Origin of the sequence: Roseovarius mucosus DSM 17069 (assembly GCF_000768555.3) — a bacterium.
Lineage (GTDB): Bacteria > Pseudomonadota > Alphaproteobacteria > Rhodobacterales > Rhodobacteraceae > Roseovarius > Roseovarius mucosus.
In genome coordinates, this window is sequence record NZ_KN293977.1 from 1 (window position 1) to 12,668 (window position 12,668).

Here is a 12,668-nt window from a genome sequence, read left to right on the forward strand (position 1 = left end):
ATATTGACGAGGATGCCCTTCACTTGCGGGGTCGGAGGTGATGATCTTGAAGGCCTCGGTGACCTTTTCCTTGGTCGCCCCGCCGCCCACGTCGAGGAAATTGGCAGGCTCGGCGCCGTAGAGCTTGATGATATCCATCGTCGCCATCGCCAGACCCGCACCATTGACCATGCAGCCGATCTCGCCATCCAGCGCGATGTAGTTAAGGTCGTATTTCGAGGCTTCCAGTTCCTTGGGGTCTTCTTCCGAAGTGTCGCGCAACTCGGCGATATCGGGGTGGCGGTAGACCGCGTTGCCATCAAAGCCGAGCTTGGCGTCCAGCACCATAAGGTTGCCATCGGTGGTTACAATCAACGGGTTGATCTCGAGCATCTCCATGTCCTTTTCGACAAAGGCGCGGTAGAGAAGGCCCATGAGCGACACGCATTGCTTCACTTGTCCGCCGGTCAAGCCAAGCGCAAAGGCAATGCGTCGCCCGTGATAGGGCATGTAGCCGGTGGCGGGATCGACGGCGAAGCTGAGGATCTTCTCTGGCGTTTCAGCCGCGACCTCCTCGATATCCATGCCGCCTTCGGTTGAGCAGACAAAGCTGATACGGCTGGTTTGCCGGTCAATCAGGAGGGCGAGGTAAAGCTCGCGCGCGATGCTGGAGCCGTCCTCGATATAGATGCGGTTGACCTGCTTGCCCTCGGGGCCAGTCTGATGCGTGACGAGCGTGCGCCCGAGCATGCGCTTGGCTTCTTCTGCGGCTTCGTTAACTGATTTGGCGATGCGCACGCCGCCTTTTTCTCCGGCGCCCGCCTCTTTGAACTTGCCCTTGCCACGGCCACCGGCGTGGATCTGCGCCTTGACCACCCAGACGGGGCCATCGAGCGCGCCTGCGGCGGTCTTGGCCTCTTCGCCGCGCAGAACGACGCGGCCTTCGCTGACCGGAGCGCCGTAACTGCGCAACAGGGCCTTTGCCTGATATTCATGGATGTTCACGCTCTTCCTCCCTTAAGTGCAACGACCGGGGCCGTCATTTGATCAGTGGCAAAAGTTTCTTGAAGGCCGGGGTTCCGGCCCGGCCCAACCATTCGAAGGCGACCATTTCGGTTGTGGCGATGCCTGCGCCTGCGGCGCTGAGCCGGGCGATACAGGCCTGTTCGCTCTCGAGCGTGCGTGAGGCGGTGGCGTCAGACACGACAAAGACCTCGTATCCCTCTTCAATCAGGCTGGCGGCGGTTTGGAGTACGCAAACATGCGCTTCCATTCCTGCAAGCACCGCCTGCCTGCGCCCCAATCCCCGGAAATGCGCTGCGAAATCGGCGTCTTCCATGCAGGAAAAGTGCATTTTGCTAAGTACGGCGGTGCCGGGTGCTGGCTTGAGATCGGGCACGGTCTGGCCCAGGCCGGCGGGATACTGCTCGGTCATTACCACGGGCACCCCCATTTCCTGCGCGCAGGCCATCAGGGTGCGGGCATTGCGAATCGTGCGCGCGGGGGCCTGCATTGCGGGGACGAGACGCTCTTGCATGTCTATGATCACGAGCACGCTGTCGGCGGCGCGGATAAGCATGATCGTCCCCCTGATGTTGTCCACAGTGTGGTATTAATTCCTGTGGTAGTCCAAATACCACAGTTGATTTTAGCCAGCAACCCGGCAAATTTCAGGCCCTATCAGTAAGTTTCGGGGCGATGTGCCGGTCAAGACAAAGGTGGGGCTTTCGGGAGAGATGAAATGCCGCGCTGCGACATACGCGTGGTGATTCGGCAAGGTGGGGTCTGGTCCATAGATCGCTGAAATTCTCATAAAAAAGCAAATAAAACAGATACTTAAAAATCTCGCTGTCGACGCGAATTGCGCTTTGCCTTCGCCGATCCTGCAAGTCTAAATTGTGCTTGAATAACAAGGCTGTCGACGACTCTTGAGGGGGATCATGCTGCATGTGCGGCGACGAATTTTAAAAAAACGATTTGCCCGGTCTGATATGCTGGTCTATGGTATACCACAGATATGAGCATGGCCGCCACAGGGCGCGGGCGCATTGGAGGGATGACATGAAGCTACGCCCGATCGTGTCGAAATTCACGCTCAAGGATCATGTCTACGACCGTCTGCGCGAGGCGATCCTAGAGATGGATATATATGATCAGAATGCCGATCTGCGGCTCGACGAGCGATCTTTGGCCGAACAGCTGAATATCTCGCGCACGCCACTGCGGGATGCCATTGCCCGGCTCGAGGCGGATGGGCTGGTGACGGTGGTGCCGCGCAAGGGCGTCTATGTTCAACGAAAGAGCCTCGAAGAAATTCTCGAGATGATTGTGGCTTGGGCCGCACTTGAGAGTATGGCGGCGCGGCTTGCGGTAGACAACGCGAGCGACAGCGAAATCGCGACCCTGCGCAAAATCGCATCTAAATATAACGACGAGTTGTCAGCGACGCGGATTGCGGAATATTCCGACGATAACCTGAAATTCCACATGCATATCTTGGAGATTTCGCATTGCGGCCTGCTCAAGACCATGGCGGAGGGGCTATTTCTGCACATTCAGGCAGTGCGGCTGCGGTCGATGTGGGAGGGAGACCGCGTCAAGCGGTCGGTCGTTGATCACGCCGAAATCATCGAGGCGTTGGAGCGTCGCGATGCCGATGAGGCCGCCGAGCGGGTCCGAGAGCATACGATGCAGTTGCATCAGCATCTCCGAAAGACCTGGGGAAGGTTGGAATTGACGCGCAACGCCGCGGCGAACACGGGCTGAACAGCATACTCATACCCGGCAGCATAGGCGGGGTGAGATTGATTTGAAACGGGAGGGAAACCATGGCAGTCGCCAGCGCACACGCAGCAAATAGCAACGCACCTGAAGGGGATATCGAAAATCTCACCGATGGGTTCCACCTGCTTATTGATGCACTCAAACTTAACGGGATTGAGACAATCTATAACGTCCCGGGTATCCCGATCACGGACCTTGGACGCTATGCGCAGGCGCAGGGGATGCGGGTGATTTCCTTTCGCCACGAGCAGCATGCAGGCTATGCAGCTTCGGTCGCGGGGTTTCTGACCAAGATGCCGGGCGTCTGCATGACCGTCTCGGCCCCCGGCTTCATGAACGGTCTGACCGCTCTGGCCAATGCGACGACGAATTGCTGGCCTATGATCCTTATCTCCGGCTCTTCAGAGCGGGAAATCGTCGACCTTGCGCAGGGCGACTACGAGGAGATGGATCAACTGGCCATGGCGCGGCCATTCTGCAAGGCGGCATATCGCCTGACTTACGCGCAGGATATCGGTATTGCTGTCGCGCGGGCCATCCGTTCGGCCATTTCTGGTCGGCCCGGCGGTGTTTACCTCGACATTCCCGGTGCGATGTTGGGTCAGGTGATGGATGCTGCCGAAGGCGCGCGCTCGCTGGTCAAGGTGATCGAGCCTGCGCAACGGCAGATCCCTGCGAAGTCAGCGATTGATCGCGCTATCGAGGTAATGAAAACCGCAAAACGTCCGCTGATCGTGCTGGGCAAGGGGGCGGCCTATGATCAATGTGATGATCTGATCCGCGAACTGGTCGAGAAATCCGGCTATCCATTCCTGCCGATGTCGATGGCCAAGGGGCTCTTGCCCGATACGCACCCGCAATGTGCCGCGGCCGCGCGCTCGATGGTGCTCAAGGACTCGGATGTGGTCATCATGATGGGGGCCCGGATCAACTGGTTGCTCAGCCATGGTAAGGGCAAGCAGTGGGGTGAGCCGGGGGCCAAGCGCTTTGTCCAGATGGATATCGAGGCAGAGGAAATGGATTCCAACGTTGAGATCGCAGCCCCCATAGTGGGCGACGTGGGGTCATGTTGTGAGGCGCTGCTCAAGGCGATGGACGGAGCCGGGATCGCGCCGCCGAAAGAGTGGCTCGATGCGGTCAATTCCAAGGCCACCGCAAACATGGCCAAGATGGATGCGCGGCTGCGCAACAACAACGATCCGATGGATTATCACGGGGCGCTTGGCGTCATCAAGGATGCGATCAACGATCACCCCGACACGATCCTTGTCAATGAGGGGGCCAACACGCTGGATATGTGCCGCTCGATCGTGAACATCCACAAGCCACGTCACCGGATTGACGTGGGCACCTGGGGTGTGATGGGGATCGGCATGGGGTCGGCCATCGCGGCGGCGATTGAGACCGGCAAGCGGGTGCTGGCGGTCGAAGGCGACAGCGCCTTCGGGTTCTGCGGGATGGAGGTGGAAACAGTCTGCCGCTATAACCTGCCGATTTGCACCGTGGTGTTCAACAACGACGGCATCTATCGCGGGGATGGCGAGAACTGGGGCGGCGGTGACGATCCCGCGACCACGGTTTTTGTCAAAGGCGCGCGCTATGATCAGATGATCGAGGCCTTTGGTGGTGTGGGCGTCACCGCCCGCTCTCCAGATGAACTGCGCAAGGCTGTTTACGAAGCCCTCGACAGCGGCAAGCCCACGCTCATCAACGCAATCATTGACCCGGCTGCGGGCAAGGAAAGCGGCAATATCGGCAACCTCAATCCGCAATCGGTGGTGGCACAACGCCTCTATCCGCAGGCGCGAAAAGACTGAACACAGAACGAAACTGGGGCGTGGGTAACCAGCCCACGCAGCTCAGAAGATGGAGAACCCTATGAAAGCTCTTGAAGGCGTCAAGATCCTCGACTTCACCCATGTGCAATCTGGCCCGACCTGCACGCAACTCTTGGCGTGGTTTGGCGCGGATGTGATCAAGGTGGAGCGCCCGGGTGTGGGCGACGCCACTCGCAAGCAACTCGTGGATGTGCCGGGTGCGGACAGCCTCTATTTCACGATGCTTAACCACAACAAGCGCTCGATTGAGCTCAATCCCAAGAACGAAGCGGGCAAGGAGGTGCTGACGCGCCTGATCGAAACCTGCGACGTGCTGGTCGAGAATTTCGCGCCGGGTGCCCTGGACCGGATGGGCTTTAGCTGGGAGCGGATTCAGGAAATCAATCCGCGCATCATCATGGCGTCGGTCAAGGGGTTTGGCCCCGGCAAATATGAGGATTGCAAGGTCTATGAGAATGTCGCGCAATGCGCGGGGGGGGCGGCCTCGACCACTGGTTTTCTCGATGGTCCGCCACTCGTGACTGGCGCCCAGATTGGCGATAGCGGTACTGGCCTGCATCTTGCGCTTGGAATCGTCACCGCCCTCTATCAGCGTGAGCATTCAGGCCGTGGGCAAAAGGTGCTGGCACCGATGCAGGACGGGGTCATCAATCTCTGTCGCGTCAAGCTGCGCGATCAGCAGCGCCTGGCGGCAGGACCGCTCACCGAATATTCCCAATACGGGGCGGGCATTCCCTTCGGTGACTCCACTCCGCGCGCGGGGAATGACTCGGGCGGCGGTCAGCCGGGTCGCATTCTCAAGTGCAAGGGCTGGGAGACCGACCCCAACGCTTACACCTATTTCATCACGCAGGCTGCGGTGTGGGAGAAAGTGTGCGACGTGATCGGTGAGCCGGATTGGAAAACCGCTCCCGGCTATGCCACCCCGGCCGAGCGGCTGGACAAGCTCGATGCCATTTTCGCGCGCATCGAGGAATGGACCATGACCAAGACCAAGTTTGAAGTGATGGACATCTGCAACCCGCATGACATTCCCGTCGGTCCGATCCTGTCGACCAAGGAAATCATGGAGGATGAGGGCCTTCGCAAGACTGGTACCATTGTCGATGTCGATCATCCGACACGCGGCCGTTACACCACTGTTGGCTGTCCGATCAAGCTGAGCGACAGCCCGGTCGAGGTGACACGTTCCCCGCTCCTCGGGGAACATACGGCGGAAATCCTGAAGGACGTCCTTGGCTATTCCGGCGAAGATCTCGCGCGGATCATGGAGTCGGGTGCCGTCGGCACGGCTAAGCAGGCCGCCGAATAACGAATGAGTGACGGCAAGGCCGGCGCAGACCGGCCAACCGCACAAACGGGAGGAGCGAATGCGACTTATAGTGATGGGGCAACAGGCCTTTGGCAAAGATGTGCTGGCCAAGTTGCTCGACACCGGGACAGACGAGGTTGTCGCGGTATATTGCGAACCTGACAAGGACGGCAAACCTGTCGACCCGATCAAGGAACTCGCGCTGGAAAAGGGCCTGCCGGTCCACCAGCCTGCCAATTTCGATGATCCCGCCTCGCTCGAGGTGTTGGCGGGGCATAAGGCTGATCTGATGGTGATGGCCTTCGTCAACGTCTTCGTGCCCGAGGCCGCGCGCGATACGCCGACCCATGGCTCTATATGCTTTCATCCGTCCCTGTTGCCCCTGCACCGTGGCCCCTCTGCCGTTAATTGGCCGATCATCATGGGCTCGACGAAATCTGGCTATTCGTGGTTCTACCCGTCGGATGGTCTGGACGAGGGCGACAGCCTTTTGCAGTGGGAATGCGAGATTGGTCCAGATGACACAGTGATCGACCTCTACTTCAAGAAGATCTATCCGCATGCGGTCCAGAGCGTGCTTACGGTCTGTGATCTCTTCCGCGCGGGCAATCCGCCGCGCATCGTCCCGGACGAGAGCCAAGCGACCTACGAGCGCCGCTGCACCCGCACTCACGCGCGCATCGAATGGCATCGTCCGGTCAAACAGGTCTACGATCTCATTCGCGGTACCAATCCAGCACCGGGGGCCTGGACCACGCTGAACGGGGCCGAGGTCGATGTCTATGACTGTGCGCTCGTGCCGGGGGACGGCATATCGGGCCGCGTGCGTGAGGTTTCCGATGCAGGTGTTGCAGTGCAGTGCGTGGGCGGGCGTATCCTGATCAAGAGGGTTCGTCCGGCAGGCGGTGCCAAGATGCCCGCTGCCGAATGGGCCGCATCGGTCGGGCTTGCGCCGGGGGCCACCTTCGGAAGCTGATATACCATAGCAATGGGAGCGTATCATGGCAGACCTTGACCTATCTCAAGCCAACAGAGGGCCGCGGCAGATCGCCGATCGTCCTCTGGGTCAAGGTCTGCCATGCTGCACCTTCGCGACTGCGCCGGTTGCCTGCCGAATATTTCTGGCGCGTTTCCCATCCACCAACGCCGCAGGCGTTCCCAACGGGTTCTATTGATCATGGGCAAGAGCACACTTCACACCATCATGATGCCGGTTCGCGAAGACGGGCGGGGGCCGATCCTGTTTGCCCATGCCGCAGCTCTCGCCAAGCGCTACGACGCCCATGTGCGGGTGGTGCACTGCCATCCCAAGGCCGAAGACATGATGCCCTATGGGGTAGTGATCCCTGCCTTCTTGCGGAAGCAGTTGGAAGAGGCAAGCCAGAAGCGGGCGGACTACGAACAGGGCTACATGCGCGACAAGTTTCTTGACGATGCCAAACGGCATGGCATCAGCGTGGAGCCGCGCGCCGTCGGCAAGGCCACGGCCGCCTTTCGAGAGTATGAAGGCAAGCAGGTCGAGGTCGTGCGGCATTACGGTCGCCTGGCAGATCTGATCTGTGTGGCCAAGCCCAGCCAAGACGAGAATCTTGGATATAACACCTTGAAATCGGCGCTCTTCACGTCGGGACGTCCAGTTCTGGTCTGTCCCAATACCGAGCAAGTGGCCCCAGATATCGGCAGCCATGTGGCGATCGGTTGGAATGGCTCGCTTGAGGCGTCGCGCGCGGTGGCGATGGCCATGCCGCTCATCGAGGGCGCAGATCAGGTGACGATCCTGACGGCAGGGCGAATCGAACATACCGCCACGCCTGAGGAATTCCGCCATTACCTCGCGCAGCGCGGGGTTACATCGCAGATTCATGCCTTCGAGCGCACCGGAAATGTTGGTCGGACGCTTTTGGAAAAATGTACCGAAGTGGGGGCGAACATGCTGATTATGGGGGCCTATCACGAGAGTTATGAGCGGGAATCGCTCTTGGGCGGCAATTCCGCGACGATTGTCGCGGAGGCGAAAATTCCAGTCGTCATGGTGCATTGAGGCCGCGAGCACGAGGAACGGAAAACTTGTGGACAGAAAAGGGAGGACGACCGCAAACTAAAATCTGGTTCGGATAAGCCTGCAGAAAAATGACCGAGGAGGGTCAAGGGCCTGTCAGAACCTCTAACGCATCTGGCCATTTTGAAAGGCCATCAACGGGAGGAAGACATGAATATTCTGAAGACGTTAGCAATCGGCATCGCCGCGCTCGGGCTCTCGGCCCCTGCAGCAATGGCCGAATGGCAACCGCGCAAGCCTATCGACTTTGTCATCATGGCAGGTCCAGGCGGCGGTGCAGACCAGATCGCCCGCTTTATTCAGTCGGTGGCCGAGAAGAAGGACATGACGAACCGTCCTCTGATCCCCAACAACAAGGGTGGTGGATCCGGTGCAGAAGCGCTGATCTGGCTAAATTCCACGAATGACCCTGATCACACCATTCTGGTGACGCTCAATTCGTTCTTCTCGACGCCAATCCGGCAGCCGGAATTGGGCGTCGATATCCAGACCTTTACTCCGATTGCGATGATGGGCGTCGATCCCTTCGCCCTCTGGGTGCATAAGGACAGCGGCATCGAGAACTTCGAGCAGTGGGTTGATGCGGTCAAGGCGGCGGATGGCGAATATGTCACCGGCGGCACAGGCACGGGTCAGGAAGACAGTATCGTTTTTGCCTACCTCAACAATGCCTTTGATCTCAAGTCGAAGTACATCCCCTTCGACGGTGGTGGTGCGGTTGCGGCGGCCCTGGCTGGCAAGCAGATCATGGCCACTGTGAACAACCCTGCTGAGGCGCGTGGCTTCTTCCAGTCGGGCGATGTGCGTCCGCTTCTGGTTTTCTCGGACGAGCAGATGAGCGCCTATCCGGGCATTCCGACGCTCAAGGAAAAAGGCCACGATTTCAGCTACTACAACCAGCGGGCTGTTGTCGGTGCGCCGGGCATGTCGGATGAGGCCGCAGCCTATTACCAGAAGCTGTTCGAGGACATCTTCAACTCGGAAGAGTGGCAGGGCTACCTGGAAGCTGAATCGCTCTCGCCGCTGTGGATGAACCCCGACGAGCAGCGCGCCTATTGGCAGCTGCAGGTGGAAAACCACACCAAGCTGCTTTCTGGCATGAAGTGATCTGAATCGAAACCGATAATAAGGAGGGCTGGCCATGCGGGTTGGCGAAATAGTGACGGCGGGCGTGCTGGCCCTCCTCTCCATCTACCTGATGTACAAATCATCGGCGAACGGGATCGGTTTCGTGGCCGGGACCGGACCACAGGGCGGCTTCTGGCCATTCTGGCTGTCTCTCGGCATGCTGATCTCGACCGGCTTTATCGCCCTGAACTGGGTGCGGGGTACGTCTCCGCAATCCCAGTCGGATGAGCCTGTGCTCGACTCCTACGGGCTCAAGACATTGTTGCTCGTAGGGGGCGGTATCATCGGCTTTGTCGCGCTGATCGACGTCGTGTCGATGTATGGCGCGGTTGCGATCTTCATGATCTACTACCTCAAAGTTCTCGGTCGCCACGGCTGGTTTCTCACCGGCATGATGGCGGTAGTATTCCCGCTTGGGCTGTTCTTCTTCTTCGAAGGGCTAATGCAAATCTCGATGCCGACTGGCATGGGATTCACCGAGCCGGTGTTCAATGTCCTCTACGAAATCATCTACTGAGCCGGTCACGGCCTAGCTGACAAAGGGCGACCAAACCCATGGAAATTCTATCTCTACTTGGCGACGGCATATTTGTCGCACTGCAACCTCTTAACCTTTTGCTCATCTTTGTTGGCGTGACTCTCGGGCTCTTTATCGGCGCAATGCCGGGTCTGGGTTCCGTGAATGGTGTGGCAATCCTGTTGCCGATCACCTTTCTGGTCCCGCCGGGATCTGCGATCATCTTCTTGGCCGCCATCTACTACGGGGCCATGTACGGGGGAGCGATTTCGTCGATTACCTTGGGTATTCCCGGGGCCTCGACGGCGGTCGCGACCACCTTTGACGGGCGACCACTGGCACTTCAGGGCAAGGCACGTCTTGCCCTCGTGGCGGCGGCTATTGCTTCGTTTGTTGGTGGAACGGTGTCGGTCGTGCTCTTCACCGGCTTTGCCCCGCTTTTGGCAACGGTGGCCCTCAGCTTTGGTCCGCCTGAAATCTTTGCACTCATGCTTTTGGCCTTTGCCACATTCGTGGGCCTCGGCGGTGATGATATCCCCAAGACGGTGTTCTCGATCTGCTTTGGACTCGTGCTTGCAACGGTCGGCTTCGACCAGATTTCCGGCGCGCCACGCTTGATCCTGCTCGACATGAACGGCTTTCTTGGGGGCATCAGTTTTCTCGTTTTGGCCATCGGTGTCTATGGCATCGGCGAGATGATCTGGACGATTGAATCGACCCGGGGCGAAGTGACCAATACCGAAGCAAAGATCACGGTAAAGGGCATCGTCGAGGATACCGGTACATCCTTCAAAAGAGGGTGGAAGGGTATGTCCATCGGCTCATTCCTCGGCTTCTTTGTTGGCGTGCTTCCGGCGGCGGGGGCTACACCTGCGTCGCTCATGTCCTATGGCGTTACCAAGATGATCTCGAAACGCCCGGATGATTTCGGCAAAGGGCACGTTGGCGGCGTGGCTGCCCCGGAAGCAGCGAACAACTCTGCCTCGACCGGCTCCATGTTGCCGATGCTGACCTTGGGTATTCCTGGGTCTCCTACTACGGCAATTTTGCTTGGTGGTATGGTGATCTGGGGGTTGACCCCTGGCCCACGCCTGTTTGTGGAACAGTCGGATTTCGTCTGGGGTCTGATTGGATCGTTCTACGTATCCAACTTCTTCGCCGTGATCGTGAACCTCGCTTTCATCCCGCTCTTTATCTGGATGCTGCGCATGCCCTTCACGGTTCTGGCACCGCTGATCTTTGTATTGTCGGTGGTCGGTGGCTACGCCGCGATGCAGGATATGTTCGACATCTGGCTGCTTCTGATCTTTGGCTTTGGCGCCTTCTTCCTGCGCAAGTTCGACTATCCGGTGGCGCCTGCGGTTCTGGCCATCGTGCTGGGTCCGATTGCCGAACCGACGCTGCGCCAATCGCTGCTTCTGTCCTCGGGCGATCCGTCGATCTTTTTCAACCGTCCGATTTCGGCACCGATCATGGTGGTCGCGATCATCTTGATCCTGATGCCCGCGTTCAAATACTTGCGCCCCCGCCGGGCCAAGCCAGCCGAATAAGGACACATCGAGAGAAATGGAAGGGGGGCCAATCGGCCCCCTTTTCAGCTTTCATAACGGGTGCTGCCGCGCCGGTTTTCGTCAATTGGCAATTCCATCAACAAGGGCTGATGCGCGCGCTGTGAACAGGCCTGACGCGGGCAGAGGTTGCAGTTGAGACCGATGGGCGCATAGAGCTTGGGGTCGTCGAAATTGTAGCTTGAGGCATAGCGCAGGCGATGCGCATATTTCGCCTCGCAGCCTAAGGCGAGTGTCAGGCGGCGGTCCTGCGTTTCCTCGCTGAAAACCGGACGATGCACTGTGCGGCTGACAGTGAAATACCGCGCGCCGTCCGGCATTTCGACGAATTGCGGCATCATCACGCCGGGTTGATAAAACGCCGTGTGAATGTTCCACACTGGGCACGATCCGCCATACTCCGCAAGGTGAAACGAGGTGGAATTGAAGCGTTTGGTGACGTTCCCAGCCTTGTCGATGCGCAAGAAGAAGAACGGCACGCCGCGCGCGCCTTCGCGTTGCAGGGTGGTCAGGCGCTGACACACCTGTTCGAACGAGGTGCTGAACACGGCGGCAACGCGGTCAATGTCATAGGCGGCCAACTCGGCCTCGCGCAAGAAGGCGTCATAGGGCATGAGAAACGCGGCGGCAAAGTAATTGGCCAACTCCACCCGTAGCCGAGCCAAGGCATGTTGCGATCCAAGTCCGCTGCGATCCACAATCCCCGACAGAACGTCCGGATAGGCGACAAGGCACAGCACATGCGCCAATTGGAAGGCGCGGTTTGAGGTGTCAAGCGCCTGCGACAGATGCACGACGCCTGTGGCTTCGTCATAATAGCGCAGGGCATCGCCTATTTCTCCGATCCGCCGGATGCGCACGCTGATGCCGTGCCGCATCCGCAACCGCTCTCTCAGGTCGAAATAGCGATCTTCGGGCGAGCTGAATTCCCCGTCGCGTGCGCTTTCGGCGGCGCGCTCCAATTCCGGGAAATGGTTCTCGTGGTCGCGAAAGAAGTTGTGGATCACTGTCTCGGGTGAGCTGCGCAAGAGTTCGTCGGCGGCGTTCTCTCCCGCAAGGCTCAGGATCTTTTCCAACGCCGTGCGATAGGCACCGTGTAATTCGAGAAAAAGATCAACCAACCGGGGGGCGTGATCGACCGCGCCGCGCAATTCCTGCAGATCCGGGCGGTCCGACGCAAACACCGGATCGCGCACCGCATGGCGCAGGTCGGCCACCCGGCGCGCGGTCTCGTCCCGCGTCAGATCACGCCAATCGACCGCATAGGCATCGGCGATGGACATCAGCATCTGCACCGACAGGCTGCGCTGGTTGTTTTCCAGCAGGTTAATATAGGACGGGCTGACGTCCAGCTTGCGGGCCATGTCGGCCTGGGTTTGCCCCCGCTCGCGCCGCAGCTGGCGCAGTCGAGGGCCGATGAGGGTCTTGGCCATAGGAAACCTTACAACATTACAGATTTTTGCGATGTAATGTTTACTATACA

10 protein-coding genes and 1 pseudogene are annotated in these 12,668 nt (G+C 59.0%); 8 read left to right on the forward strand and 3 right to left on the reverse strand.

Annotated elements, in window-relative coordinates; translation table 11 throughout:
- Positions 1–984 (reverse strand): annotated as a pseudogene (gene sucC / locus ROSMUC_RS05495) (ADP-forming succinate--CoA ligase subunit beta); the annotation flags it as partial.
- A 34-nt stretch (positions 985–1,018) separates the two neighbouring features.
- Positions 1,019–1,558, reverse strand: coding sequence for a hydrolase (locus tag ROSMUC_RS05500; RefSeq protein WP_037270480.1), 540 nt, complete (start codon positions 1,556–1,558; stop codon positions 1,019–1,021).
- 482 nt (positions 1,559–2,040) lie between these two features.
- On the opposite strand from ROSMUC_RS05500, the gene ROSMUC_RS05505 reads away from it, so the two are divergent.
- From ROSMUC_RS05505 to ROSMUC_RS05540, 8 genes are all read left to right on the forward strand, one after another.
- Positions 2,041–2,745: a GntR family transcriptional regulator gene (locus ROSMUC_RS05505; protein ID WP_037270482.1), complete on the forward strand. Its 705-nt coding sequence runs from the start codon at positions 2,041–2,043 to the stop codon at positions 2,743–2,745.
- Between the two features lie 62 nt (positions 2,746–2,807).
- Positions 2,808–4,580, forward strand: coding sequence for an oxalyl-CoA decarboxylase (gene oxc / locus ROSMUC_RS05510; protein WP_037270484.1), 1,773 nt, complete (start codon positions 2,808–2,810; stop codon positions 4,578–4,580).
- 61 nt (positions 4,581–4,641) lie between these two features.
- Positions 4,642–5,913, forward strand: a complete 1,272-nt coding sequence (gene frc, locus ROSMUC_RS05515; protein ID WP_037270485.1) for a formyl-CoA transferase — start codon at positions 4,642–4,644, stop codon at positions 5,911–5,913.
- Positions 5,914–5,971: 58 nt separating this feature from the next.
- The gene (locus ROSMUC_RS05520; protein WP_245875121.1) at positions 5,972–6,889 is read left to right on the forward strand and encodes a methionyl-tRNA formyltransferase; all 918 of its coding nucleotides are present in this window, start codon (positions 5,972–5,974) and stop codon (positions 6,887–6,889) included.
- Between the two features lie 201 nt (positions 6,890–7,090).
- Entirely contained in the window at positions 7,091–7,954 is an 864-nt protein-coding gene (locus ROSMUC_RS05525; protein WP_037270490.1) for a universal stress protein, read from the forward strand.
- Positions 7,955–8,122: 168 nt separating this feature from the next.
- Positions 8,123–9,079, forward strand: coding sequence for a Bug family tripartite tricarboxylate transporter substrate binding protein (locus tag ROSMUC_RS05530; protein WP_037270492.1), 957 nt, complete (start codon positions 8,123–8,125; stop codon positions 9,077–9,079).
- Between the two features lie 34 nt (positions 9,080–9,113).
- Positions 9,114–9,617, forward strand: coding sequence for a tripartite tricarboxylate transporter TctB family protein (locus tag ROSMUC_RS05535; protein ID WP_037270494.1), 504 nt, complete (start codon positions 9,114–9,116; stop codon positions 9,615–9,617).
- A gap of 38 nt (positions 9,618–9,655) precedes the next feature.
- Entirely contained in the window at positions 9,656–11,167 is a 1,512-nt protein-coding gene (locus ROSMUC_RS05540) for a tripartite tricarboxylate transporter permease (RefSeq protein ID WP_037270496.1), read from the forward strand.
- A 44-nt stretch (positions 11,168–11,211) separates the two neighbouring features.
- On the opposite strand, the gene ROSMUC_RS05545 is transcribed toward ROSMUC_RS05540, so the two are convergent.
- On the reverse strand, positions 11,212–12,618 hold the full coding sequence (locus ROSMUC_RS05545) for a helix-turn-helix domain-containing protein (RefSeq protein WP_037270498.1): 1,407 nt from the start codon (positions 12,616–12,618) through the stop codon (positions 11,212–11,214).
- Positions 12,619–12,668: the final 50 nt, after the last annotated feature.

What these genes read in the sequence shown, in the direction of transcription:
- oxc (WP_037270484.1), top strand. Translation starts at nt 2,808, where the DNA reads ATGGCAGTCGCCAGCGCACACGCAGCAAATAGCAACGCACCTGAAGGG.
- ROSMUC_RS05535 (WP_037270494.1), top strand. Translation starts at nt 9,114, where the DNA reads ATGCGGGTTGGCGAAATAGTGACGGCGGGCGTGCTGGCCCTCCTCTCC.
- frc (WP_037270485.1), top strand. Translation starts at nt 4,642, where the DNA reads ATGAAAGCTCTTGAAGGCGTCAAGATCCTCGACTTCACCCATGTGCAA.
- ROSMUC_RS05500 (WP_037270480.1), bottom strand. Translation starts at nt 1,558, where the DNA reads ATGCTTATCCGCGCCGCCGACAGCGTGCTCGTGATCATAGACATGCAA.
- ROSMUC_RS05520 (WP_245875121.1), top strand. Translation starts at nt 5,972, where the DNA reads ATGCGACTTATAGTGATGGGGCAACAGGCCTTTGGCAAAGATGTGCTG.
- ROSMUC_RS05525 (WP_037270490.1), top strand. Translation starts at nt 7,091, where the DNA reads ATGGGCAAGAGCACACTTCACACCATCATGATGCCGGTTCGCGAAGAC.
- ROSMUC_RS05505 (WP_037270482.1), top strand. Translation starts at nt 2,041, where the DNA reads ATGAAGCTACGCCCGATCGTGTCGAAATTCACGCTCAAGGATCATGTC.
- ROSMUC_RS05540 (WP_037270496.1), top strand. Translation starts at nt 9,656, where the DNA reads ATGGAAATTCTATCTCTACTTGGCGACGGCATATTTGTCGCACTGCAA.
- ROSMUC_RS05545 (WP_037270498.1), bottom strand. Translation starts at nt 12,618, where the DNA reads ATGGCCAAGACCCTCATCGGCCCTCGACTGCGCCAGCTGCGGCGCGAG.
- ROSMUC_RS05530 (WP_037270492.1), top strand. Translation starts at nt 8,123, where the DNA reads ATGAATATTCTGAAGACGTTAGCAATCGGCATCGCCGCGCTCGGGCTC.